The organism is Cognatiluteimonas sedimenti, from assembly GCF_022808325.1.
Lineage (GTDB): Bacteria > Pseudomonadota > Gammaproteobacteria > Xanthomonadales > Xanthomonadaceae > Cognatiluteimonas > Cognatiluteimonas sedimenti.
The window spans coordinates 14,179-38,878 of sequence record NZ_JALGCL010000001.1 but is presented as its reverse complement, the minus strand read 5'-3'; the positions used below and the strand labels follow the sequence as shown (position 1 = coordinate 38,878).

Here is a 24,700-nt window from a genome sequence, read left to right as displayed (position 1 = left end):
CACGGGCTTATTCCGGAAGGGCATAGATCACGGGCAGGTTGCGGCCCTGCTCGTGGTAGTCCATGCCGTAACCGAAGACATAACGGTCGGGGACGTCGAGGCCGGCGTAGTCGGCACGCAGGCCGGGCACGCAACGGTCGTGTCGTTTCACCGCCAGCGCCGCGATGCGCACGTCGCGCGCGCCCTGCCCCAGGCACCAGGCACGCACGGCGGCGAGCGTATGCCCCTCGTCGACGATATCGTCGACCAGCAGCACGCGGCGGCCGCGCAACGGCGTTTCCGGAAGGTGCTTCCAGGCGAGCTGGCCGCCGGTGGTCGCGCCTCGATAGCGGGTGGCGTGCAGGTAGTCGAACTCCAGGTCCAGGCCGCGCGCGCCGATCTCCAGCGCCAGTTGCGCCGCGAACGGCAAGCCACCATGCATGACCGTCAGGAACACTGGCCTGGAGCTCACGCTATCGCTTGAAGCCGGCACGCTGCAGGCGTAGTCGTTGCGGATGCGCACGGCCATCCGCGCGATCGCGCGCTCGATGGTCGCGCGGTCGTGCACGACTTCGGCACGGGCCAGCGCAGTCGCGAGATCGGGAACCACGCTCATGCGATGCCCCCCGAAAGCCGCGACTGCGCATTCCCGTGGCGCGTCCCGGCCAGCAGTCCGTCCCAACCCATCGCACCCCGGCCGATGAGTCCGACCAGCGCCGCGGTGTTGAGTTTGCGGCCGGCGACGGCGGCGAGCGACTCCTCGACCAGTTCCGGATGGCACACCAGCACGACGTCGCAACCGGCATCCAGGTGCGCGTCGATGCGCGATTTCACCCCGCCGGCCGAGAACGCGGCGGCCATGCCGATGTCGTCGCTGAAGACCACGCCGCGGAACCCCATCTCCCGGCGCAGGATGTCCTCGATCCAGCGCCTCGAATAGCCGGCCGGCTCCGGCGCCACCTGCGGGTAGACCACGTGCGCCATCATCACCGCGTCGGCCCTGGCCTCGATCCCGGCGACAAATGGCACCAGGTCGAGCGCGCGGATCTGCTCGAGCGTGCGTTCGTCGACGGCATCGTCGAAGTGGGTGTCTTCCAGCACCGAGCCGTGCCCGGGGAAATGCTTCAGCGTAGCCGCCATGCCGGCCGCGTGCATGCCGCGCACGTAGGCCCTGGTGAACTCGGCGACCACCTGCGGATCGGCGGAAAACGCGCGATCGCCGATCGCGCGATTGCCGCGCCCCAGGTCGACCACCGGCGCGAAGCTCAGGTCGACGCCGCTGGCGCGGATCTCGCTGGCCATCAGCCAGGCGTGTTCCTCGGCGAGTTGCAGGGCCGCGGCCGGATACGCGGCATGCAGGCGGCCGAAACCCTCCAGCGACGGCAACGCGCTGAAGCCGTCGCGGAAGCGCTGCACCCGGCCGCCTTCCTGGTCGACGCAGACCAGTTGCGGCCTCGGCGCTGCCTCGCGGATCGCCTGCGACAGCTCGGCGACCTGCGCCCTGGACGCGAAGTTGCGGGTGAACAGGATCACTCCGGCACAGGCGTCATGCTGCAGCCAGTCGCGCTCCTGCGCGGTGAGTTCGGTACCGGCAACGCCGATCACGAGCATGCGGACAATCTCCAGTCGGTCTGAACGGGGGCGTGAACCAGGTGGCGTGAACCGGGCGACCCATTGTCGCGCACTTGCCTGCCTGGCGGCGGGCGGCAGTCGCCAATCGCCGATCCGCGCGCCGGTGGCGGTGCGCAATCCCGTGCTAGACGCTGCAGCCCTCGGGCCCGCGGGCATCGGCCGCAGGCGATGCCTGCCCCACGCGCGCCCCGGCCTGCGCGAACGCCTGCAGGAAGGCTGCCGGCGATTGCGCGCCCTGCACCAGCACGCAGCCATCGATCACGAAACTGGGCACGGCGCGGATGCCCAGTTGCCGCGCCTGGGCGAGTTGCGCCTGCACCTCGGCGCTGCCTTCGTCGCCGGCGAACAAGGCGCGCACGCGATCTTCGCCGAGCCCGCCGGCAACACCGGCATCGACCAGCGTCTGCAGGTCGGCGAGGTTGCGGCCTTCGGCGAAGTGGACGCGGAACAGCGCCTCGCCGACCGCATCGGCATCGCCTTCGCGGCCGGCCAGCCACAGCAACCGGTGGGCCTTGAACGTGCCGACGCGTACCTGGTCGCGATCGAAGTCGAACGGCAGGCCCTCGGCGCGGCCAGTGTCCTGGGTCTGGCGCAGGATCTGTTGGGTGCGCTCGGGGCCGCCGAACTTGCGTGCGTAGGCCTCGCGCAGCGGGACCGGCGCATCGCCCGCTTCCGGGTCGAGCTGGAACGCGTGCCAGTGGACCTCGGCGTCGCGGCCGGCGACGCCGGCCTGCGCCAGCGCGGCGCGCAGTCGATGCTTGCCGATCCAGCACCAGGGGCAGACCACGTCGGACCAGATATCGATGCGCATGCGTACCACATGGGGATGCGGCGAGGCCGGCTCAAGCATCGGCGTCACAGTGCGATGTGGATCGCGACGGCTTCTCCGGGCATTGACGCCGCCGGGCAACGCTCCCTGCGGCGCTGCTACGCTGCCGTTCCGCGCTCTACCGCGGTCCACTGCGCATACGGGCGCGTCGCGAGCGCGAGGTTGTAGTAGCGCACCGACTGGGTGACTTCGTCGCCCAGCCAGTCGGGACGGGCGAATGCTTCGTCCGCGGCCTGCAATTCGATTTCCGCCACCACCAGGCCGGCGTTGTCGCCGAGGAATTCGTCGACTTCCCACAGGTGGCCACCATGCTCGACGTGATGCCGGCGCTTCTCCACCAGGCCACCCACGCACATCGCCAGCAGCGCGCGCGCATCGGCGACCGGGATCGGATAGTCGAATTCCTGCCGGGTATGCCCCAGCTGGAGCGACTTGAGGTTGAGGTAGGCCGCTTCACCGGCGATGCGCACGCGCACGGAGGCACGCATCGCCCCACTGTCCATCGTCGCCAGGTCGTTGAGGTAGCCCTGCGCCATGGGCACGACCTTGCGCGCCGCCGCGCGCCAGGCGTCACTGGTGACCAGGAACTTGCGTTCGATTTCGATGGCCATGTTTGGCTTGCTCGATTCCTTGTCGCCGATACGGCATCCGTCGCCTTCCGGCACCGCAAGCGAGTATCGCAGCGCGCGGCGGCGCGTTGTGATCCATCAGAAGCGCGTTCAGTCCTTGCGCGGTTCGAACATCGCGATCGACTCGACGTGCGCGGTGTGCGGGAACATGTCCATCACCCCGGCGGCCCGCAGTTTCCAGCCGCGCTCGTTGACGAGGTAACCGGCATCGCGCGCCAGCGAGCCCGGATGGCAGCTGACGTACACGATCCGCTTCAGGCCTTTCAACGGCAGCTGCTTCAAGGCCGCGTCGGCGCCGGAGCGCGGCGGGTCGAGCAGCAAGCGATCGAATCCGGCGCGCATCCAGGTGTGCCCGCCCAGGTCCTTGGCAAGGTCGGCGGCGTGGAATTCCGCGTTGGCGATGCCGTTGTGTCGGGCATTGTCGCGCGCGCGCAGCACCAGCCCGGCATCGCCTTCCACGCCCACCACCTCGCGCACGCCGCGCGCCAACGGCAGGGTGAAGTTGCCGAGGCCACAGAACAGGTCGAGCACGCGCTCGTCGGGTTGGGCGTCCAGCAGTTCCAGCGCCCGCACGATCATCTTCTGGTTGAGGCCGGCGTTGACCTGGATGAAATCGAGCGGGCGGAACTGCAGTTCGACATCCCATTGCGGCAGGCGGAAGGCCAACTTGGGGTCCTGGGGCCACAGCGGGTGCACGGAATCGATGCCACCGGGTTGCAGGAAGATCGCGAAGCCGTGCGCCTGCGCGAAAGCCAGCAGCGCTGCGCGGTCGCCCTCGGCCAACGGCTGCAGGTGGCGGAACACCAACGCAACCGTGTCATCGCCGGCGATGAATTCGATCTGCGGGATCTCACGACGCGCCTGCAGGCCATCGACCAGCGCAGCCAGCGCATCGACCTTGAAGCCGATCTGCGGGATCACCGTGTGGCATACCGACAGGTCGGCGACGAAACGCGGATCCTGTTCGCGGAAGCCGACCAGGGTCTTGTCCTTCTTCTCCACCCTGCGCACCGAGAAGCGGCCCTTGCGGCGGTAGCCCCAGGCGGCGTCGGTCAGCGGCGGCAGCACCGCCTCCGGCGCCACGTGGCCGATGCGTTCCAGGTTCTCCAGCAGCACGCGTTGCTTGGCGTGGATCTGCCGCGATTCTTCCAGGTGCTGCAGTGCGCAGCCGCCGCAGGTGCCGAAGTGCGGGCAGCGCGGCTCGACACGGTCGGCGGAAGGCCGCAGGACCTGCAGCGTCCTGGCCTCGTCGAAGCTGCGCTGGCGGCCGGTCTGCTGCGCCAGCACGCGCTCTCCCGGCAATGCGCCGGAAACGAATACTGCCTTGCCGGGGTTGGCCTGGCCTTCGGCGCGGCGGGCGACGCCGCGGCCGTCGTGGCTCAGGTCGAGGATGTCGATCTCGAAGGGCGTCTGGTCGATGCGGGCCAACTTGGGTCACGGGGTTGCGCTGGGGGCGCGTATTGTCGCGCATGGCATCTCCCGCGGCGTGCCTGCCACCGCGTGGTGTCGGCGGAAGCCGAAACGACGACGGCCCGCCAGGGCGGGCCGTCGTCGCGGAAACCGCGCCGCCTACTTCTGCTTCCAGGCGCCGCCGGACTGGTACCACCAGCCGCTGCGGGCGCTGGCGATCCATTGCTTGGCGAACACCCCGCGGATCTGCGCTTCCCATTCCGGATGGCCGTTGGCCACCGCGACCTCGCGGTAGACCGCCTTGCGGTCGCGGTTGTCGTCGGCCACCGCCTGGTTGACGGCGACGCGATCCTTGAGGCCGAGCTTGCCGGCGTCGCGCACCACCACCAGGCCGTCGCTGGTGAATCCCAGCGCACCGGAATCGAAGCCGGCGCGCAGGCTGGCATCGAAGCGCGATTCCATCCGCGCCTGGATCGCCTGGATCGCGGGCGTCTTGATGGTGATGTCGGGCTTGCCCTGGGCGTACGCCGGGGCAATGCCGATCAGCATCAGCGGATCGAAGCGGAGCGCGGGCAACGCGCTTGCCATGCCGCCACTGTCGTTGCCGTCGTCGTTCTGGTCCGACGCCCGCGGCTGCGCCTCGTCGCCGATCACCTTCTCGACGAACTGCTTGGCCGCTTCCTTGGCCTCGGCGGCCGGGAAGTAGACGTTGATCGTCACGCACGCGGTCAGCACCAGCGCGGCGACCGGCATTCCCATCCAGCGTTTCATCTGCATTTCTCCTGTGCGGACCATGGCGGCTCGTGGATCGCGATCATTGCACGACCGGCTTGACGTCGCCCTTGCCGGCGGCCGCCAGCCGCTCCAGCAAGGTCGGCCAGTCGACCTGGCGGTTGAAGCCGACCACCGTGAGGCGCGGCAGCGATGCGCCTTCGACGATAGTAAAACCACCCGTCTCTGAACCGGGATTATCGGCGGGATCCAGGCCACCCATCTGGCAGACCTCGTTGGCGAGGCGACAGGAAATGCCGATCCGGCGATAGCCGAAGTCGTCGAACAGGCCGATCAACTGCCCCTGCAGGCTGCTGACGAAGGAACTATCGCCGACGCTGGAGATGTTCTGCACCGCACGCTGGCTGATGCGCTGGCGCACGTTGGCGGCGCGGGCGGCCGCGCGGTCGGTATGCAGCTCGGCATCGAAGGCGGTCGCGCCCCAATCGACCAGGCGCAGGCCGGAGATGCGGCCATCGAGTTTTCCGCTGATGCTGCCGAAATCGAACACCCCGGTCAGCGCCATCAGGTCGAGGTCGTCGAGCGCCAGGTCGGCGGTCAGCGACGGCGCCACCCCGAACGGCCGCTCCAGTGACAGCTTCGACACCTGCACCTGGCCGCCGAACAGCTGCACGGTCAGGCCGCCATCGAACTCCAGGCGCTCATCGGCGTAGCGCGCGGTCGGGATGCGCCCGCTGAGCTCGCCCTGGAACGCGGGCCATCCGAGCGACTGCGCCAGCTTGCCGATGTCGAGCTGGTCGAGCGCGAGGCCGAACTGCATGCGCATGCCGGCGCCGGCCGCCGGCGGCCGCAATACCAGGTCGTCGAAGCGCAGGCTGCCGCCGAAGGCGGGGACGGTGACGCTGTCGCGCAGCCGCAGTTCGCCGTCGCGGCTGTCCAGCGGCAAGGTGGCGGCGGCGAAGTCGAGCCCGTACAGCTCGCCACCGCGCCAGCGCAGCTCACCCGCCACCGGCGCCTTGGCGGAAAAGCGTGGCGTGCCATCGAGACCCTCGAAGCGGAAACGACCCTTGGCGTCGACCAGGTCGATGTCGTGCAGGTCGGCGCTGGCCGATTGCAGCCGGCCGTCGGCAACCCGCAGCTGCGCGTCGAACGCGCCGCGCATGTCGAGCTCGCCGAGCCCGGCCAGGCCGAGCCAGCCGGACAGGTAGCGATCGCGCAGCGGCGCGACGTCCCGGCTGTGCAGTTGCAGGTCCAGCGCACGCAGGCTGGCGTCGCTGGCGAAGGCGGCGCTGCCATCGGCCTGCAGTACGTTGCCGTCCCGCCAGGCGATCGTCGGCAGCTGCCAGCCGGCATCGCCGGCCTGGCGTCCGGCCAGGCGAACGCCAACCGGGGTGTCGGGCAGCGCGACATAGGCGTTGCCGGCGAGGATTTCACCGCCGTGGAGGCTGCCGTCGATCGACACCGTCGCCAGCTGCGGCGTCTTGCGCCAATCGATGGCAAAGCGGCCGTCGAGGCCCTGCCCGGCGACGCTGGCGTCCGGCGTGTCGAAGCCGGCGCCGGCGATCGCCAGCGTCCCGGCGACCTGCAGCGGCGCGGCGGTGGGCGCGTGCACGCGCAACTTGCCATCCAGGGTACCGGCCTTGATCTGCCCGGCAGGCCAGGCGCGCGCCAGCAGGGCCTGCGCCCAGGCCAGCGGAACGCGGGTGAGGTCGATGCCGGTGTCGTCGGGCGCCGCGGCCAGCCGGTGCAAGGCCAGGGTCGAGCGGCCGCGCGAAAGGACCGCGTCGGTGCTGGCGGCTCCAAGGTCGACAGACAGCCGCAATGGCGCCCCACGGGCACCGGCGGCCAGTACGCCGTCGCAGCGCCAACCCCCGTTGCCGTCGCGCTGCAACGGGCAGCGCCAGCGCAGGTCGCGGTAGCGGTAGCCCAAGTCCGGGGCATCGACGCGCCCGGCGCTGAGCGTCAGTTCGCCGTGCCCTGCACGGGCCGGCCAGTCCAGGCGCACGCGCACGTCATCGAGGGTCGCGACGGCCGTGGTCACGCGCGCGATCCGCACCTCCATCGTGCGCGCGTGCGCAGGTGCCAGCGCGAGCAGGCAGGCGGTGCACGACAGCAGCGTTACCATCAGGCGCGACATGGGCCAGAGCATAACCACCAGGGATGGACGTGCGATGAAACCGACAACGATGCCGCGCATCCTGCTGGTCGAAGACGATCCGGCCAGCCGCGCCTTCCTCACCGCCGCTGCCCAAGCGCTGCCGTCCGTGGTCGACGCCGCCAGCGATTGCGCGCATGCGCGGCACCTTGCGGCACGTTCGGGCGCCCACGACCTGTGGCTGTTCGATGCCAACCTGCCTGACGGGACCGGCGCCCAGTTGCTGGCGTCATTGCGTGCGGCTGCGCCGCGGGTGCCGGCGCTCGCACATACCGCGAGCCATGAACGCGCCGACCTCGACCCGCTGCTCGCTGCCGGCTTCCTGGAGGTCCTGGTGAAACCGATCACGGCGCCGGCCTTGCAGGGCACGCTGCGACGCGTGCTCGCCCAGGCGCTCGCGGCCACCACCATCGATGCCGCCCGGACGGATGCCGACACGGCCGATGCCGCCTGGCCCACCTGCGGAAAATTGCCGAACTGGGACGACGCCGCAGCGCTAGCGGCACTCGGAGGCGAGCAGGCGCACGTCGACGCCCTGCGGCGCCTGTTCCTCGACGAGCTGCCTGGCCAACGCCGCGCCGTCGCGGTTGCGGTGGTGGCAGGCGACGTCGAGGGCGCCGGGCGCGAGTTGCACCGGCTGGGCGCCAGTTGCGGATTCGTCGGCGCGGCCAGGCTTGCTGCAGCGGTCCGCTGGCTTCAGGCACAGCCGCGTTCGGCCGACGCGCTGCAGCGCTTCGACGCGGCCGCGGGCGACCTGCTCGCCCCGGCCTGAGCGCATTCAACCGCGCGGAGCCAGCCGGCCCAGTTCGCCGAGCAGGTCCCAGGACTTGAGTCCTCGCCCGCCCAGGTGGTGTTTCAGTACCGGGCGCAATGCGCGGCGCAGTCCGGCGAGATCGTCGGCGTCCAGCTTCGGGCTCGACGACGGGTCATCCTCCGCAGCCAGTGCCAGCAGCGCGCGGCCGGTCGCGGCATCGCTGCGGTCGCCATGGCCGCGATCGCTCAGCAGGCGCCGCGGGCCGTGCTCGGGGTCGATGCGGTAGCGCGCGGCCGGGTCGATCGCCACGCCATCGCCATCGACGGCGCAGTCGAACCCGAAGCCGAGCGCATCGAGCAGCTCGTGCTCGAAGCGCCGCAGGCTCCAGCCCAGCGGCTCGCCCGCGCCCAGCCGCGCGCGGGTACGGGCATAGGCGGCGAACAGGTCCGGCTGCGGATCGCCGCGTGGCGCGAGGCGCAGGACGAGTTCATTGACGTAGAACGCCGCCAGCGTGGCCTCGCCGGCAAGTTGCGGCGCGGCATCCAGGGCCTCGGCCGCGCGCAGCTGCGCCAGCTCGCCACGTTGCACCGCATCCAGGCGGATGTACTGCAATGGCTGCAGGGCAGCCCGCAGGACGTGCCGCTTCGGCCCCTGCACGCCGCGCGCCAGCAGGCCGATGCGGCCGTGGCTGGCGCCGAGCACTTCCACCAGCAGGCTGCTTTCGCGCCAGACGCGCGCGTGCAGCACGAAGGCCGGTTCGTCGTCGATCCGGATCACGGCAGCGGCGCGACCACGCGGCAGGCGCCCGGATCAGTCGTGGTAGCCGAGGGTGCGCAGCGCGCTTTCATCGTCCGACCAGCCGGCGCGCACGCGCACCCAGGTTTCCAGGAACACCTTGCAGCCGAACAGGCGCTCCATCTGTTCGCGGGCCCGCGTGCCGATCTCGCGCAGGCGCGCGCCGCCCTTGCCGATCACGATCGCCTTCTGCCCGTCGCGCTCGACCCAGATTACCGCGCCGATGCGCAGCAACGGGCCGGACTTGCCGGTGTCGTCCTCGACGAAGCTTTCGATCTCGACCGTGGTCGCGTACGGCAGTTCGGCACCCAGCTGCCGCATCAGCTGCTCGCGCACCAGTTCCCCGGCGAGGAAGCGCTGGCTCTTGTCGGTGATCTCGTCCTCGCCGTACAGCGGCGGTTGTTCGGGCATCAGCGCGACCAGCGAATCGACCAGCGCGTCCAGGCCCTTGCGCTTGAGCGCCGACACCGGGTGCACCGCGGCGAATTCGCGGCCGGCATTGACCTCGCCCAGGAACGGCAGCAGCGTCGCCTTGTCCTTGATCCGGTCGACCTGGTTGACCACCAGCAACACCGGCACCCCCGCCGAGGCGAGCGCGTCGTAGGCCAGCGCATCCTCCTCGTCCCAGCGCCCGGCCTCGATCACCAGCAGCGCGGCATCGACGCCTTCCAGCGCGCCGCGCGCCGCGCGGTTCATCCAGCGGTGCATCGCCGACGACGAGGCCTTGCCCTGTTCGCGATGGATGCCGGGGGTATCGACCAGCAGCAGTTGCCCGTGCGGGAAGGTGGCGATCCCGAGCAGGCGATGGCGCGTGGTCTGCGGCCGGTTGGAGACGATGCTGACCTTGGCGCCGACCAGGGCATTGACAAGGGTCGACTTGCCGACGTTGGGGCGGCCGATGACGGCCACGTGGCCGGCGCGATGGGGGGCTGGATTCATGCCGGCATTGTAGGGGTGGCGTTGTCGTGGGAGCGCCTTCAGCCGCGCGACCTTCTTCCGGTGCCGGGAAAAGCCAGGTTCACGCCGGCAACCGCTGCCACAAGGCAGGACGCCCCATCGAACTGCGGACGGCTACGTACCCTGCAGGCCCGCCAGCACCGCCTCGGCCGCGGCCTGCTCCGCGGCGCGGCGGGAGCTGCCGCTGCCTTCGCTGGCCGCCGCGGGTTCGGCCAGGGTGCAGCCGACGCGGAAGGTCTTGTCGTGGTCGTCGCCGGTCTCGCCGAGCAATGCATACACCGGCAGCGGCAACTGCCGTGCCTGCAGCCATTCCTGCAGGCGGGTCTTGGCATCCTTGCCGACCCGGTGCAGCGGTGGCAGCGCCGCGAGCAACGGTTCGAACCACGGCAGCACCGCCTGCCGGCATGCATCGAAACCGCCATCCAGGTACAGCGCCGCGATCACCGCTTCCAGGGCATCGGCGAGGATGGAGTCGCGGCGGTGGCCACCCGACTTCATCTCGCCGGGCCCAAGCGTGAGTCGCGCGCCCAGGTCGAGGCCGCGGGCGACGCCGGCCAGCGCGGATTCGCGCACCAACTCGGCGCGGGCGCGGGTCATCGCACCCTCGTCGGCCTTGGGCCAGCGCGCGTAGAGCTGTTCGGCGACGATCAGGTTGAGCAGCGAGTCGCCGAGGAATTCCAGCCGCTCGTAATGCGGGCTGCCGGCGCTGCGATGGGTCAGGGCCTGCGCCAGCAGGCGCGGCTCGGCGAAGGCATGGCCGCCGAAAGACGCGCCGGCCATGTCGATGCGCGACGGCTGGCTACTCGCCACCCGCGCCCTGGTTGAGCAGGTTCTCGGAAGCCGAGAACTTCCCGACAACGTCGAGGTTGCCGATGATCGGCTTGCGGACTTCATAGTCGACGTCCATCTGCCAGCCGCGGTCGATGCGCTTGATCTTGACGTTTTCCGGCTTCACGTTCTCGGCATAGCTGATGTACAGCCGGCGGAAGAACAGGTCCTGGATCTTGCCCGGATCGCGATTGGCGATCCCGGGTTCGGCCTGCAGTCCCTTCAGCGCCTGCTTGACCGAGTAGTACTCCGAATACATCGGGATCAGTTTCATGCCGACGTAGGCGAACAGGCCGACCACGCCCAGGACGATGATGAACGCGATCAGGGTCATGCCGCTTTGCGTACGCTTCATTGCCTTTCCCCTTGGTGGTCGAATATCGGTGGCCCGGGGCCGAGTCTACGAAATCACGGAACCCGCCTACGGAACCCGGCTGCCGATCCGCTTGAAATCCACCCCGCCCGCGCTGCGGTCCCAGTGCATCCAGATCAGGAATGCCTTGCCACGCAGGTCCGCCTCGGGCAGGAAACCCCAGAAACGGCTGTCCTCGCTATTATCACGATTGTCGCCCATGACGAAATAGTGGCCGGCCGGGACCGTCCACTCGCCTTCGCCCTGGATGAAGAACGGCAGGTCGTCCCGCTCAAGCACCGCATGCGGGCGGCCGGGCAACTGCTCCACCAGCAGCCGTGCGCCGCTGGCGTCCGCGCCCTGCCCCTTGCCCACGTAGCGGCCACGGCTGTCATAGCGCAGCGGCTGCCCGTTCAGGTAGACCGTGTCGTCGCGGTAGGCGACGGTGTCGCCGGGCAGCCCGACCACGCGCTTGATCCAGTCCTGGTCCGGGTGCTGCGGCGGGTGGAATACCACCACGTCGCCGCGCGCCGGCTCGCCGGTGGCGATGACCTTCTGGTTGCTGATCGGCAGGCGCAGGCCGTAGGCGAACTTGTTGACCAGGATGAAATCGCCGATCAGCAAGGTCGGCATCATCGAGCTGGACGGGATCCGGAACGGTTCGGCGACGAAACTGCGCAGGCACAGCACCACCGCCAGCACCGGGAAGAAGGCACGCGAATAGTCGATGACCAGCGGCTCCTTCGCCTCCAGCAGCCCGGCATGCGCCTCGCGCCGCTTGCGCAGCCACAGCTTGTCCAGCAACCAGACGGCGCCGGTGAACAGCGTGAGCCCGACCAGGGCGATCTCGAACCAGCGCATGCACGTTTCCCTTGTTGCGCCGGAACCCGGCGTTGACTGCCAACCTGGCCACCATCATCCCCGGCGCGGCGGACGAGCGGCGAACACCCGCCTACTTGTTGTCCACCTGGAGCACCGCGAGGAAGGCCTCCTGCGGGATCTGCACCGAGCCGACCTGCTTCATCCGCTTCTTGCCTTCCTTCTGCTTCTCCAGCAGCTTCTTCTTGCGCGAGGCGTCGCCACCGTAGCACTTGGCCAGCACGTTCTTGCGCAGCGCCTTGACCGTGGAGCGGGCGATGATCTGCGCGCCGATCGCGGCCTGGATGGCGACGTCGAACATCTGTCGCGGGATCAGCTCGCGCATCTTCTCGACCAGGTCGCGGCCACGGCGGTCGGCATGGGCGCGGTGGGTGATCAGCGACAGCGCATCGACGCGGTCGCCGTTGATCAGCACGTCGACCCGCACGAACGGCCCGGGCTGGAAGCGCACGAAGTGGTAGTCGAGCGAGGCATACCCGCGCGACACCGATTTCAGCCGGTCGAAGAAGTCCATCACCACCTCGGCCATCGGCAGCTCGTAGCTGATCTGCACCTGGCTGCCCAGGTACTGGATGCCGACCTGGCTGCCGCGCTTTTCCTCGCACAGGGTAATCACGTTGCCGACGTAATCGGGCGGCGTGAGGATGTTGGCGCGGATGATCGGTTCGCGGATCTCGTCGATGAAGTTGGCCTGCGGCAACTTGGCGGGATTGTCCAGCGGCAGCACCGTGCCGTCGGTCTTGAGCACCTCGTAGATCACGGTCGGCGCGGTGGTGATCAGGTTGAGGTCGTACTCGCGCTCCAGCCGCTCCTGCACGATCTCCATGTGCAGCATGCCCAGGAAGCCGCAGCGGAAGCCGAAGCCCATCGCTTCGGAGCTCTCCGGCTCGAAACGCATCGCGGCATCGTTGAGGCGCAGCTTCTCCAGCGCCTCGCGCAACGCCGGGTAGTCGTCGGCATCGACCGGGAACAGGCCGGCGAACACCCGCGGCTGCATCTCCTGGAAGCCGGGCAGCGGTTTCGACGCGGGATCCGACGCCAGCGTCAGGGTGTCGCCGACCGGGGCGCCGTGCACGTCCTTGATCGAAGCATTGATCCAGCCGACCTCGCCGGCGCCGAGCTTCTTAAGCTCCTTGCGCTTGGGCGTGAACACGCCGACGTTGTCGACCTGGTGGGTACGCCCGGTCGACATCACCAGGATCTTGCTGCCGGGCACGATTTCGCCCTGCATCACCCGCACCAGCGAGACCACGCCGAGGTAGTTGTCGAACCAGGAGTCGATAATCAACGCCTGCAGCTTGTCGGTGTCGCGCGGCTGCGGCGGCGGGATCCGCTCGACGATCGCCTCGAGCACGGCCTCGACGTTGAAGCCGGTCTTGGCGCTGATCGCGACCGCGTCGGTGGCGTCGATGCCGATCACCGCCTCGATTTCCGCCTTGACCTTGTCGACGTCGGCGGTCGGCAGGTCGATCTTGTTGAGCACCGGCACCACTTCCAGCCCCTGCTCGACCGCGGTGTAGCAGTTGGCGACCGACTGCGCCTCGACGCCCTGCGCCGCGTCGACCACCAGCAGCGCGCCCTCGCAGGCAGCCAGCGAGCGGCTGACCTCGTAGCTGAAGTCGACGTGGCCGGGAGTGTCGATGAAGTTGAGGTGGTAGACCTGCCCGTCCTTCGCCGTATACGGCAGGGACACGGATTGCGCCTTGATGGTGATGCCGCGCTCGCGCTCGATCGGGTTGTTGTCGAGTACCTGCGCTTCCATTTCGCGCGCGGTCAGGCCGCCGCACAGCTGGATGATGCGGTCGGCGAGGGTCGACTTGCCGTGGTCGACGTGGGCGATGATCGAGAAGTTGCGAATGTTCCGCATCGGACCGGACTGGATGCTCGCGCGCCTGGCCGGCGCGTACTGGGAGGGAGCGGGCCACGCTGAGCGCGGCCGCAGGAATCCCGGGCGCGTGCCGCGTCGTTGCCGACGCGCCCTGCGGACCGGGGTAAACGTTGCATTATCGCACGCCGGCCGCGGCAGCCGGGCGGCCGGCGCCGATCGCACGGGCCCGCCGGGAGGGGCGGCGCGAGGCTCCGGTGCCGTCGCGCCGCGCATGCGCCTACCGCGCTTCGTCCGCGCGTGGCGTCACCGCCACGAATTGGCTGCTGCCCTTGCGGCTGATCAGCAGCATGATGGTCTGCCCAGGCTTGGCGTCGCGCAGCGCGCGATCGAGCGCGGCGGGGCTGCCCACCGCTTCGCGGCCAACCTTTAGCACCACGTCGCCGGCGCGGACGCCGGCACTGCGGGCAGCCAGGCCTTCGACCCGGGCGATGCCCACGCCTTCGCCCGGCTGCAGGCCCAGTTGCCTGCGGTCATCGGCATCGATTGCCTCGCCGACGAGGCCAAGCGGGTTGGAGGACGCGCGCGCGGGCGACGCCGGTGCGGCGTCCGGGCCCCCGCCATCGTTGCCGGCCAGCAGGCCTTCGTCCAGCGGCGCCAACACCACGTCGACATCGCGCAGCCTGCCGTCGCGCAGGATGCCGAGGCGGACACTGGTCCCGGGCGCCATCGCGCCGATGATCGGCGGCAGGTCGCTGGACTGGTCGACGGCACGGCCGTCGGCGCTGCGGATGACGTCGCCGGTCTGCAACCCGGCCTTCTCGCCGGGGCTGCCGGCGCTGACCTCGCGGATCAGCGCGCCGCGCGTATCCGGCAGGCCCATGCCGCGCGCGGTATCGGCATCGATCGCCTGCAGGCCGACGCCGATCATCCCGCGCTGCACCTTGCCGGTGGCCTTGAGCTGCTTGACCGCGCCCATCGCCAGGTCGATCGGGATCGCGAAGCTCACGCCCATGTAGCCGCCGGAGTTGCTGAAGATCTGCGAATTGATGCCAACCACCTCGCCGCGGGTGTTGAGCAGCGGGCCGCCGGAATTGCCCCGGTTGATCGCCACGTCGGTCTGGATGAAGGGCACGTACTGCTGCCCGGCGTAGGGATTGCTGCGGCCGACCGCGCTGACGATGCCGGCGGTGACCGAATGGTCGAGCCCGAACGGCGAACCGATCGCCACCACCCACTGCCCGGGCTTGAGCTGGTTGGAGTCGCCCAGGCGCAGCGCCGGCAGGCCGCTGGCATCGATCTTGAGCAGGGCCACGTCGGACTGCTCGTCGCTGCCCACCACCGTGGCGGTGAACTCGCGGCGATCCGACAGCTTCACCTTCACCGAATCGGCACCGTCGACCACGTGGTGGTTGGTGAGCACGTAGCCATCGCCGGAAATGATGAAACCGGTGCCTTGCGAAACCCCGCGCGGACCAGCCCCACGCGGATCCTGCGGCATCCCCGGGAACGGCATCCCGGGGCCGAAGAAGCGGCGGAAGATCTCCGGCATCTGGTCCTCGTCCGGCAACCGATCCGGCCCACGCGCCTGCGGCCGGCCGCGGCTGCCGCCCATGGTGGCCTCGACATTGACCACGCCCGGGCCGACCTGCTCGACCAGGTGGGTGAAGTCGGGCAACCCGACCACCATCTGCGGCGCCGGCGCCTGCGATTGCGCGGTGGCGACGGGCAGCACCACGGCCGTGGTGGCGGCGGAAACGGCGGCGACCAGCGCCAGCGCGCCAACGCGCGTGCGTAGCGGTGTGTTCATCGGGGATGACCTCGGGAGGAAGGAACGAAAACCGGTGGCGTACCGCCCGGCGACGCGACGTATCGCCCGCCTCGGCTCAACGCGGGGTATGGCCGTCATCGCCGCCTGCGGCGGGCGCCTGTTGTGGCGTCACGGGCACGGCCACTGCCCTGGGCTGGAACGGATAGAACGTGGTCGCCGGGGCCGGGGCACTGCCGTAGTCGACATTGAATGCCCCTGCGCCCGGTGCCCCGGGCAGCAGCGCGCGCGGCCATGGCCGCGTGGTGATCGTGCTGGCGCGCGGCGCGAAAGGATTGGCGGGATCGGTGGCGATGACCGGCGCCGCCGCCGCGACGGCAACCGCCAGCTGCGGCTCGACGCTGCGGCGGACCGGGGTGCGGATCGCCGCGCGTTGGCTCTGTGCGCGCGATCGGCGGACGGCGGCGCGGCGCGGTACCTCCGCCACCGCGGCAACGGCGGCGACCCGTGCCGCGCCGTCCGGGGCCTGTGGGGCCGGCGCCGGGCCTGGGGCCGCGGGCCGCGCCGGCATCGGTCGCGGTGCCACCGCGGCGCTTGCGATCTCGGTCGGTGCGGTCTGGGCCGCCGGCGCCCCTTCCGGCAATTGCCGGGTGACGAACAGCGCGATCGCAGCGACCGAAGCGGCCGCCAGGGCCGCGCCCGGGCCCCATTTGGTCCAGCGCGCGGGGCCGCGCGCCGCAGCCGGGCTTTCCGCGGCGACCGCGACGGCCACGCGTTGCGAGAATCCGGCGGACACCGTGGCCCCGCCCTGCCCGCGCAGGATGTCGCCGGCCAGTTGCCAGCGCGACCAGCAGCCGGCGAGTTCTTCATCGTGCTGCAACCGGCGCAGCAGGAAACGCGCCTGGTCGGGTGCCAGAGCGCCGTCCAGCATCGCCGACAGCTGCAGGCGGTTGTGGTCAAGGACCTTGTCAAAGGCGTCCTGTGGCATGTCCTGTCCGGAAGTCATCGTGTTGCCCGCTCCGGTGCATCCTGGTTGTCCATCAGTGGTCGCAGCTCCAGGTCGATCGCTTCGCGGGCGCGGAAGATGCGCGAACGCACCGTGCCGATCGGGCAATCCATCCTGGCGGCGATCTCCTCGTAGCTCAGGCCGTCGACCTCGCGCAGCGTGATCGCCGTACGCAGGTCTTCCGGCAGGGCTTCGACCGCCCGCATCACCGTTTGTTCCATCTGCTGGCGCATCAGTTCACGCTCGGGCGTGTCGTTGTCGCGCAGGCGCAGGCCGGATTCGAACTGCTCGGCGTCGCCGACGTCGATGTCTTCGGTGGGCGGACGGCGGTTGCCGGCGACGAGGTGGTTCTTGGCGGTGTTCACGGCGATCCTGTGCAACCAGGTATAGAACTGCGCGTCCCCGCGGAAATTCCCCAGCGCGCGGTAGGCGCGCAGGAAGGTTTCCTGGGCCACGTCCTGGCACTCGCTCCAGTCGGCGACATACCGCCCGATCAGCGCGACGATCCGGTGCTGGTACTTGCGTACCAGCAGGTCGAACGCCGCACTGTCGCCGCGCTGGACACGCTTCACCAGCTCGTGGTCCAACTGCTGGGACAACTCAACCTCGGCCATGCCTTGCCGGCGCTCCTGCGTGTCGGCCCGGCACTGGCCGGGCAGTGGGACAACGTGCTGGCGGGAAAGTTCCACCCCTCATACCCTCATGGGGGCGCATTGACGGCATTCAAATGCGGCCGGGATGATACTTTTCACTCCCGTACCGTAGCGGATGGCATTCCATGACGGCAGTTCCCGTGTCGCCGAGCTCCATGATCGCAGGCTTCGACGGCTTGCGCTTCCGCCACTGGCAGGTGCAATCGCGCGGCGACGGCGTGGCCGTGGTCACCATCGACCGCGACGGGCAAGCGGTGAATGCGCTGTCGCAGGACATGCTGATCGAGCTGGACACGCTGCTGGAGCGGCTGGCGATCGACCCGCCCAGGGGCGTGGTGTTCCGCTCCGGCAAGCCGTCGGGCTTCGTCGCCGGCGCCGACATCAGGGAATTCCAGGAGTTCGACGCCCGCGGCACGGTCAAGGACGCGCTGTTCCGCGGCCAGCAGACGCTGCAGAAGCTCGCCGAACTGCCCTGCCCCACGGTCGCGGCGATCCACGGCTATTGCATGGGCGGCGGCACCGAACTGGCGCTGGCCTGCCGCTACCGGGTCGCGACGAACGATGCTTCCACCCGGATCGGACTGCCGGAAGTGAAGCTCGGCATCTATCCCGGCTGGGGGGGCAGCGTGCGGCTGCCACGACTGGTCGGCGCGCCGGCGGCGATGGACATGATGCTGACCGGGCGCGCCCTGTCGGCGAAGAACGCGCGCGCCATCGGCCTGGTCGACAAGCTGGTGGACGCGGCCGGACTGGTCGATGCCGCCGCTGCATTGGCGACGAAAGGCGCGACGCGTCCGTTCAAGCAGCGCTTCCTGGCCTGGGCGACCAACTGGTGGCCACTGCGGCAGGCGCTGGCACCGATGCTGGCGAAGCGGGTCGCGGCCAAGGCGCCGAAGGCGCACTACCCGGCGCCGTATGCGCTGATAGAAGCCTGGCGCCGCAGCGGCGGCGGCATCCAGTCACGCCTGGCGGCCGAACGCAGGGCAGTGGTGAAGCTTGCCGGCACCGCCACCGCGCGCAACCTGATCCGCGTGTTCTTCCTGCAGGAGCGGCTCAAGGGCCAGGGCGGAAAGGATTCGGGGATCGCCCGCGTGCACGTCGTCGGGGCGGGCGTGATGGGCGGTGACATCGCGGCATGGTCGGCGTACAAGGGCTTCGAGGTGACGCTGTCGGATCGCGAGCAGCGCTTCATCGACGGCGCACTGGCGCGGGCGCAGGAGCTATTCGCGAAAAAGTCCAGGGACGAGGCGAAACGCGCCGCAGCGGCGGCCCGGCTCAAGGGCGACCTCCCCGGCGACGGCGCCGCCGACGCCGACCTGGTCATCGAGGCGATCATCGAACAGGCCGAAGCCAAGCGTGAACTGTATGCGCAGGTCGAGCCGCGGATGAAAGCCGACGCGCTACTGACCACCAACACTTCCTCGATCCCGCTGACCGACCTGCGCGGGCACATCCAGCGGCCAGCGCAATTCGCCGGCCTGCATTACTTCAACCCGGTGGCGCTGATGCCGCTGGTGGAGATCATCCACCACGACGCGATGGCGCCGCAGACGCAACAGCGCCTGGCCGCCTTCTGCAAGGCGCTGGACAAGCTGCCGGTACCGGTCGCGGGCACGCCGGGCTTCCTCGTCAACCGTGTGCTGTTCCCGTACATGCTGGAGGCGGCAACCGCCTTCGCCGAAGGCATCCCGGGCGCGGCGATCGACCGCGCGGCCAGGAAATTCGGCATGCCGATGGGGCCAATCGAGCTGATCGACACCGTTGGCCTGGATGTCGCGGCGGGCGTGGCGAGGGAGCTGGCACCGTTCCTCGGCCTCGACATCCCCGACGCGCTCGCCATCCCGCCGGAAGCCGGCAGGCGCGGCAAGAAGGACGGCCAGGGCCTGTACAAGTGGACCGATGGCAAGCCGGTCAAGCCGGCGCTGCCCAAGGACTACCAGGCGCCGAGCGACCTGGAGGACCGCCTGGTGCTGCCGCTGCTGAATGAAGCGGTGGCCGCGCTGCACGACGGCGTGGTCGCCGATGCCGACCTGCTCGATGCCGGCGTGATCTTCGGGACCGGGTTCGCGCCGTTCCGCGGCGGCCCGATCCAGTACGTGCGCGAGGCCGGCGCCGATGCGCTGGTGGCGAAGCTGCAGGCCTTGCAGGCACGTTACGGCGACCGGTTCGCGCCGCGCCCTGGCTGGGACATGGCGGCGTTGCGTCCCTGAACCGGGCCCCGGCGGTTTCCCGCCGCCAGCCGGTTACATCGTGTGCGTCGGCTTGTCGGCGTTGAGCGTGCCGGCCAGCAGCGCTTCGATCTTGCCCTTCACCGCCTCGCCTTCGTTGCTGTCGGCGAACTGCACGCCGATGCCGGCGGTGCGGTTGCCCTGCGCACCGGTCGGCGTCACCCAGATCACCTTGCCGGCCACCGGCAGGCGCTCGGTGGATTCGGGCAGGGTCAGCAGCAAAAAGACCTCGTCGCCGAGGAAGTAGCGCTTGGCGGTCGGCACGAAGATGCCTCCGGCCTTCAGGTACGGCATGTAGGCGCCGTAAAGTTGCGCCTTGTCCTTGACCGCCAGCGACAGGATGCCCTGGCGTGCACCGCCCGCGTTTGCCGCCATCAATGCGCTCCCTTGTCCATTCCTGCATTCACTCCGTTGCCCGGACCGCATCGGATTGCCAGGCAAGCAGCAATTCGGCGACCGCGAGGTCGGCGCGAACCGTCGTGCGCAGCAGCGCGCGGGTGCGGTTGGCGGCGTCGAACCACGCCGCCAGCCTGCGTGTTCGCCCGGCGTCGGTCAAGCGCGTCGCGGCCAGGCCGCTGGCCTCGTGCAGCGCCAGGTCGGTCGCGAAACGCAAACGCAGCGCAGCGTGTTCATCGGCCACCCAGCGTTGCGCCGTCGCGGCCGCGGACACCTGTCCGCGGGCGAGTTGCGCCAGGTCGGTGGCGACTTCGCGGCGCAGCGCCAGGCCGCCATCGCGCAACCAGGCGTCGGCCAGGCCGGGATGGCCGCGCGCGGCATCAAGGGCTTCGCCTGCGGTCGACGCGTCGTGTCCCTGCGCCTGCAGCCAGGCCAACGCTTCTTCCGGCCCCGGGAGGCGGATCTCGAGCTTCTGGCAACGGCTGCGGATCGTTGCCGGCAACCGGCCCGGGTCGGCGGTAACCAGCCACAGGAAGCGGCCGGGCTGCGGCTCCTCCAGCGTCTTCAGCAGGGCATTGCAGGCGGCGTGGTTGACCGCATCGGCCGGGTCGATGATCGCCACCTGGGCGCCGCCGTACTGCGGGGTCAGCGCCAACCGCGCGGACAAGTCGCGGATCTGCTCGATCACGACCTCGGTGCGCAGCCGCGTACCTTCCTTGTTGAAGGCGAACGTGACCAGGCTGTAGTCGGGGTGCGAACCGGCAACGAACAACTGGCACCCGCGGCAGTGGCCGCAGGGCTCGCCTTCGCTGTCGCGATCGCGGCAAAGCAAGCGCTGCGCAAGGCGCTGCGCGACTGCGAGCTTGCCCAGTCGCGCGGGGCCGCACAGCAGCAGCGCGTGGCCCATGCGCCCATGGTCCAGCGCGTCGGCGGCCTGCGCGTAGGCGCGCTGCTGCCAAGGCGCGAACCCGGCGACCTTGCCCGTCACTGCGCCGCCTTCCAGGCTTGCAGCAGCGCCCGGGCTTCTTCCGCGACCGCGACCGCCGGCCGCGCCGCGTCGATCACGCGGATGCGTCCAGGTTCGGCGGCGGCGCGCGCGAGGAAGGCGGCTCGCACCCGCTCGAAGAAGTCATCGTGCTCGCGCTCGATCCGGTCCGGTCGATTGCCGGGGTCCTCCTGCTCGCGGCCGCGGGTGCGCTCGCGCCCCGTGCCGACGCCCAGGTCCAGCAGCAACGTCAACCCCGGCTGCAGGCCGACCACGCGCCGCTCGAGTTCGGCGATGAAAGCCGCGTCGAGCCCGCGCCCGCCGCCCTGGTAGGCATAGCTGGAATCGGTGAAGCGGTCGCTGAGCACCCATGCGCCGCGTTCCAGCGCGGGCAGGATCGTCTCCCGCACGTGCTGCGCGCGCGCGGCGAACATCAGCAGCAATTCGGTTTCCGGCGCGGGCGGCTCGTGCGCCGGGTCCAGCAGCAGCCCCCGGATCCGTTCGGCCAGCGGCGTGCCGCCGGGCTCGCGCGTGCACACGACTTCTCGCCCGTCGTCCTGCAGCGAGGCCCGCAATGCCTGCAGCACGGTGGTCTTGCCGGCGCCCTCGCCGCCTTCCAGCGTTACGAAATGCGGATGCGCGGGAAGCTGTGTCATTGCGCCTGCCGCCGCTGTTGCCGGTAGCGCTGCAGGTACTCGCGCACCGCGGCCTGGTGCTCGGCGAGGGAACGCGTGAACACGTGGCGACCGCTGCCATCGCCGACGGCGACGAAATACAGCGCGTCGCCCTGCGCCGGATGCGTAGCCGCCTGCAGCGCCGCGGCCCCCGGCATCGCGATCGGCGTCGGCGGCAAGCCGGGACGGGTGTAGGTGTTGTAGGGCGTGTCCGTGGCGAGGTCCGCGCGGCGGATGTTGCCGGCGTATTGCTCGCCCATGCCGTAGATCACGGTCGGATCGGTCTGCAACTTCATGCCCAGTTCCAGGCGGCGCACGAACACGCCCGCGATCCGCGGGCGCTCCTCGGCGATCCCGGTTTCCTTTTCCACGATGGAAGCCAGCACCAACGCTTCCTCCTTCGAGCGCAGCGGCAGGCCGGGCACGCGCGACTCCCAGGCCGCATCCAATGCCTCGGCCATCGCCGCGCGCGCGCGGCCGAGCACGTCGAGGTCGCTGTCGCCGCGGGTATAGACATAGGTTTCCGGCAGGAAGCGTCCTTCCGGGTGCACGCCGGGCTGGCCGAGCGCCGCCATCAGCGCCGCGTCGTCCAGCTGCGCGGTTTCGTGCTCCAGCGGCTGCGCCCTCGCCAGCGCCGCGCGCAGTTCGCGCATGTTCCAGCCTTCCACGATCGTGATGCGATGGCTGATGACCTTGCCTTCGCGCATCCGCAACAGCAGTTGCCGCGGCGTTGTCCCCGGGTCGAGCGCGTATTCGCCGACCTGCAGCTTGCCGGCGGCGCCGAGCTGGCGCGCCAGCAACTGCCACTCGACCCGCTGGCCAGCGGGAATGCCGGCTTCATGCAGCTTGTCGAGCACCCTGGCGAAAGAGTCGCCGCGCTCGACCCGGACGCTGTCGCCGGCGTCCAGCCCCGCCAGCGGCACGTCGGCAAACCCAAGGTAGCGGTTGACCGCCCAGTAGCCGAGCGCGCCCGCGAGCAACGCGGTGGCGACGAACAACAGGCCGAAGCCGTGCTTGCGTTTTTGCGGGCTCACGGGTGCTCCACGTCCAGGGCAAAAGCGGGATGCCGGCGCGCGAGCGCGACGCGCGCCGCCGCGATCGCGGGATGCGCAGGCCATGCGCGCGCACCGAGCCTGGCCAGCGGCAGGATACCGCGCACCGCATTGCACAGGAAAACCGCATCGGCGGCCTCGAGCGCGGCCGTGTCCAGCCGCGCTTCCCGCGCCTGCAAGGCCGGCAGCAGTTGCGCGCGGCAGACGCCGGCGACACCGCAGCGGTCCAGCAGCGGGGTCAGCCATCGGCCGTCGCGAAACACGAACAGGTTGGCGCTGGTGGCGGAAACCACGTTGCCATCCAGGTCGCGCATCAGGCCCTCGTCGACGCCGGCTTCGATGCATTCGGCGCGCGCCAGCACCTGCTCCAACCGATTGCAGTGCTTGATCCCGGCCAGCAAGGGTTGCGACGCCAGCCGCGTTTCGCACCAGCGGGCGCGCAATCCGTCCGCGACGGCCACCGGGACCGGGTAGCGCGACAACAGCCAGGACGGCTCCGCTGCAGCCGGCGGCGCGTAGCCGCGGCCGCCGCCGCCGCGGGTCACGATCAGCTTGAGCACGCCGCCGCGGTCATTGGCGGAATCGTCGTTGGCGAACAGGTCCGCGGCCTCTTCGCGCACCTGCCGCGGCTCCGGCAGGCGCAGGTGCAGTCGTTGTGCACCGTGCTGCAACCGCGCCCAGTGCGCGTCCCACCATGGCACGGTGCCACGATGCACGCGCATCGTCTCGAACAGGCCGTCGCCATAGGCCACGCCGCGACCGTCGGCCGCGATCGCGTCCACCCGCCGGCGGCCATCGAAGATCCGCGTGGTCATTCGGCCACTCCGAGCGCGCGCAGCATGCCGCGGGCCTTGGCCCTGGTTTCGTCGAGCTCGCGCTGCGGATCGGAGTCGGCGACGATGCCGGCGCCGGTGCGGAAACGCAGGCGGCTTGCGCCGGCCGCGTCGCGCTCCAGCTCGGCGCTGCGGATCAGGATATTGAGGTCGAGGTCGCCGTCGCGGTTGAGCCAGCCGAACGCGCCGGTGTAGGCGCCGCGACCCTGGCCTTCAAGCTCGGCGATGACCTGCATGCAGCGCACCTTGGGGCAACCGGTGATGGTGCCGCCCGGAAAGGTCGCCCGGATCACGTCGCCCGGGGTGGCATCGGCACGCCGGCGGCCGCGCACGTTGCTGACGATGTGGTGGACGTGGGCGTAGCTTTCGACCGTCATCAGCTCGTCGACCTCGACGCTGCCCGGCGTGCAGACGCGGCCGAGGTCGTTGCGCTCCAGGTCGATCAGCATCACGTGCTCGGCGCGCTCCTTGGGGTTGCCGACCAGGTCGTGGATGCGCGCGGCATCGTCGTCTCCTTCGAACCTGGGCCGGGTGCCTGCGATCGGGCGCGTCTCGACCACGTCGCCACGGACCGACACCAGCCGCTCCGGCGACGCGCTGACCACGGCCCAGCCATCGCCCGCGAACAGGCCGGCGAAGGGCGCCGGATTGTGGCTGCGCAGGCGCGTGAAAAGTTCCGCCGGATCCAGCGCGCGGTCGAATCGCGCCTCCCAGCCGCGCGACAGGTTGGCCTGGAACACGTCGCCGGCGGCCAGGTAGTCGAGGATCCGGGCGGCGCCGTCGGTGAAGCGACGTGGCGCGTCTTCCGCCACCGCCACCGGTGGCCTCCACGCCGGCAGCGGCGGCAAGGCCTGCGCGGCCGGGAGGTCGGCGGCGATCGCATCGAGCATGGCCGCATTCGCGGTCTCGGCGACAGCGATGCAGTCGCCGCTGGCGCGGTCGTGCAGGATCGCGCCCGGGCAGCGCAAGGCCAGCGCCACCGGCAGGCGGCCCGGCGCGGGCGGCAGGCGCAATACCGGTTCGACCTGCGCAGCGAGTTCGTAGCCCAGCAACAGCGCCCAGCCGCCACGGAACGGCCAGCGCGGCTCCTCGCGCGGCAGGCGGCACGCGCGCCACTGCGCGTCCAGCGCAGCGAGGAAATCGCCGTCGACGACACTGCCGTCCTGGCGGCGCGTCATGCCTTGGGCATCGAGTGCCAGCGACTCGCCGTTGGCCACCAGCAGCAGGTCCCAGCGGCCCTGCGCGGTCCCTGCGGCCGAGGATTCCAGCAGCAACGGGTAGCGCCGGGGCGACAGCCGCTGCAATGCCAGCAGGTCGGCGCCGGAGGCGAGGTTGCGGGTAACGAGCAT

At 70.3% G+C, this 24,700-nt stretch carries 24 protein-coding genes; 2 read left to right on the top strand and 22 right to left on the bottom strand.

Annotated features, from left to right (window positions below):
- Nucleotides 1-7: 7 nt before the first annotated feature.
- The 7 genes from MQC88_RS00195 to MQC88_RS00165 form a co-directional block, all read right to left on the bottom strand.
- Nucleotides 8-595 (bottom strand): hypoxanthine-guanine phosphoribosyltransferase, encoded by a 588-nt coding sequence (locus MQC88_RS00195; protein ID WP_243318099.1) that lies wholly within the window; start codon nt 593-595, stop codon nt 8-10.
- Complete coding sequence (gene nagZ / locus MQC88_RS00190; protein WP_243318097.1) at nt 592-1,590, bottom strand: beta-N-acetylhexosaminidase; 999 nt, start codon at nt 1,588-1,590, stop codon at nt 592-594. Before nagZ ends, MQC88_RS00195 begins: the two co-directional genes overlap by 4 nt.
- Before the next feature lie 145 nt (nt 1,591-1,735).
- Nucleotides 1,736-2,422 carry a DsbA family oxidoreductase gene (locus MQC88_RS00185; RefSeq protein WP_243318096.1) on the bottom strand — a complete coding sequence of 229 codons (687 nt, stop codon included), beginning with the start codon at nt 2,420-2,422 and terminating at the stop codon, nt 1,736-1,738.
- 116 nt (nt 2,423-2,538) lie between these two features.
- Complete coding sequence (locus MQC88_RS00180; protein WP_243318094.1) at nt 2,539-3,051, bottom strand: CYTH domain-containing protein; 513 nt, start codon at nt 3,049-3,051, stop codon at nt 2,539-2,541.
- Nucleotides 3,052-3,159: 108 nt separating this feature from the next.
- Nucleotides 3,160-4,497 (bottom strand): 23S rRNA (uracil(1939)-C(5))-methyltransferase RlmD, encoded by a 1,338-nt coding sequence (gene rlmD / locus MQC88_RS00175; protein WP_243318093.1) that lies wholly within the window; start codon nt 4,495-4,497, stop codon nt 3,160-3,162.
- Nucleotides 4,498-4,638: 141 nt separating this feature from the next.
- On the bottom strand, nt 4,639-5,250 hold the full coding sequence (locus tag MQC88_RS00170) for a YdbL family probable chaperone protein (RefSeq protein WP_243318091.1): 612 nt from the start codon (nt 5,248-5,250) through the stop codon (nt 4,639-4,641).
- Nucleotides 5,251-5,293: 43 nt separating this feature from the next.
- On the bottom strand, nt 5,294-7,348 hold the full coding sequence (locus MQC88_RS00165) for an AsmA-like C-terminal region-containing protein (protein ID WP_243318090.1): 2,055 nt from the start codon (nt 7,346-7,348) through the stop codon (nt 5,294-5,296).
- Between the two features lie 34 nt (nt 7,349-7,382).
- Here MQC88_RS00165 and MQC88_RS00160 point away from each other — a divergent pair, with 34 nt between their 5' ends.
- A complete protein-coding gene (locus MQC88_RS00160) occupies nt 7,383-8,138 on the top strand; it encodes a response regulator (protein WP_243318088.1) in 756 nt (251 codons plus the stop codon).
- Nucleotides 8,139-8,144: 6 nt separating this feature from the next.
- Here the strand turns inward: MQC88_RS00160 and recO are convergent, their stop codons facing one another.
- The 9 genes from recO to rpoE all read right to left on the bottom strand — a co-directional run bounded on the left by recO (nt 8,145) and on the right by rpoE (nt 17,144).
- Nucleotides 8,145-8,894 carry a DNA repair protein RecO gene (gene recO, locus MQC88_RS00155; RefSeq protein WP_243320164.1) on the bottom strand — a complete coding sequence of 250 codons (750 nt, stop codon included), beginning with the start codon at nt 8,892-8,894 and terminating at the stop codon, nt 8,145-8,147.
- A 36-nt stretch (nt 8,895-8,930) separates the two neighbouring features.
- Nucleotides 8,931-9,854: a GTPase Era gene (era, locus tag MQC88_RS00150; RefSeq protein ID WP_243318086.1), complete on the bottom strand. Its 924-nt coding sequence runs from the start codon at nt 9,852-9,854 to the stop codon at nt 8,931-8,933.
- Between the two features lie 132 nt (nt 9,855-9,986).
- Nucleotides 9,987-10,652 carry a ribonuclease III gene (gene rnc, locus MQC88_RS00145; protein ID WP_243318084.1) on the bottom strand — a complete coding sequence of 222 codons (666 nt, stop codon included), beginning with the start codon at nt 10,650-10,652 and terminating at the stop codon, nt 9,987-9,989.
- A 19-nt stretch (nt 10,653-10,671) separates the two neighbouring features.
- Nucleotides 10,672-11,055, bottom strand: coding sequence for a DUF4845 domain-containing protein (locus MQC88_RS00140; RefSeq protein ID WP_243318082.1), 384 nt, complete (start codon nt 11,053-11,055; stop codon nt 10,672-10,674).
- 66 nt (nt 11,056-11,121) lie between these two features.
- The gene (lepB, locus tag MQC88_RS00135) at nt 11,122-11,913 is read right to left on the bottom strand and encodes a signal peptidase I (protein WP_243318080.1); all 792 of its coding nucleotides are present in this window, start codon (nt 11,911-11,913) and stop codon (nt 11,122-11,124) included.
- 91 nt (nt 11,914-12,004) lie between these two features.
- Complete coding sequence (lepA, locus tag MQC88_RS00130; RefSeq protein ID WP_243318078.1) at nt 12,005-13,798, bottom strand: translation elongation factor 4; 1,794 nt, start codon at nt 13,796-13,798, stop codon at nt 12,005-12,007.
- Between the two features lie 238 nt (nt 13,799-14,036).
- Nucleotides 14,037-15,566, bottom strand: coding sequence for a Do family serine endopeptidase (locus tag MQC88_RS00125; protein WP_243318076.1), 1,530 nt, complete (start codon nt 15,564-15,566; stop codon nt 14,037-14,039).
- A 76-nt stretch (nt 15,567-15,642) separates the two neighbouring features.
- A complete protein-coding gene (locus tag MQC88_RS00120) occupies nt 15,643-16,530 on the bottom strand; it encodes a sigma-E factor negative regulatory protein (RefSeq protein ID WP_243318075.1) in 888 nt (295 codons plus the stop codon).
- The gene (rpoE, locus tag MQC88_RS00115) at nt 16,527-17,144 is read right to left on the bottom strand and encodes an RNA polymerase sigma factor RpoE (RefSeq protein ID WP_243318074.1); all 618 of its coding nucleotides are present in this window, start codon (nt 17,142-17,144) and stop codon (nt 16,527-16,529) included. Before rpoE ends, MQC88_RS00120 begins: the two co-directional genes overlap by 4 nt.
- A 194-nt stretch (nt 17,145-17,338) precedes the next feature.
- Between rpoE and MQC88_RS00110 the strand changes: the two genes are divergently transcribed.
- Nucleotides 17,339-19,393 carry a 3-hydroxyacyl-CoA dehydrogenase NAD-binding domain-containing protein gene (locus tag MQC88_RS00110; protein WP_243320160.1) on the top strand — a complete coding sequence of 685 codons (2,055 nt, stop codon included), beginning with the start codon at nt 17,339-17,341 and terminating at the stop codon, nt 19,391-19,393.
- Between the two features lie 33 nt (nt 19,394-19,426).
- On the opposite strand, the gene MQC88_RS00105 is transcribed toward MQC88_RS00110, so the two are convergent.
- The 6 genes from MQC88_RS00105 to MQC88_RS00080 are packed head-to-tail and all read right to left on the bottom strand — an operon-like array spanning nt 19,427 to nt 24,700.
- Nucleotides 19,427-19,786, bottom strand: coding sequence for a PilZ domain-containing protein (locus tag MQC88_RS00105; protein WP_243318071.1), 360 nt, complete (start codon nt 19,784-19,786; stop codon nt 19,427-19,429).
- Nucleotides 19,787-19,814: 28 nt separating this feature from the next.
- Nucleotides 19,815-20,795, bottom strand: coding sequence for a DNA polymerase III subunit delta' (locus MQC88_RS00100; RefSeq protein WP_243318069.1), 981 nt, complete (start codon nt 20,793-20,795; stop codon nt 19,815-19,817).
- Nucleotides 20,792-21,448 (bottom strand): dTMP kinase, encoded by a 657-nt coding sequence (gene tmk / locus MQC88_RS00095; protein ID WP_243318067.1) that lies wholly within the window; start codon nt 21,446-21,448, stop codon nt 20,792-20,794. The genes MQC88_RS00100 and tmk overlap by 4 nt, the downstream gene beginning before the upstream one ends.
- A complete protein-coding gene (gene mltG, locus MQC88_RS00090) occupies nt 21,445-22,500 on the bottom strand; it encodes an endolytic transglycosylase MltG (protein ID WP_243318065.1) in 1,056 nt (351 codons plus the stop codon). Before mltG ends, tmk begins: the two co-directional genes overlap by 4 nt.
- Nucleotides 22,497-23,333, bottom strand: coding sequence for an aminodeoxychorismate lyase (gene pabC / locus MQC88_RS00085; RefSeq protein WP_243318063.1), 837 nt, complete (start codon nt 23,331-23,333; stop codon nt 22,497-22,499). Before pabC ends, mltG begins: the two co-directional genes overlap by 4 nt.
- Nucleotides 23,330-24,700 carry an aminodeoxychorismate synthase component I gene (locus MQC88_RS00080; protein ID WP_243318061.1) on the bottom strand — a complete coding sequence of 457 codons (1,371 nt, stop codon included), beginning with the start codon at nt 24,698-24,700 and terminating at the stop codon, nt 23,330-23,332. The genes pabC and MQC88_RS00080 overlap by 4 nt, the downstream gene beginning before the upstream one ends.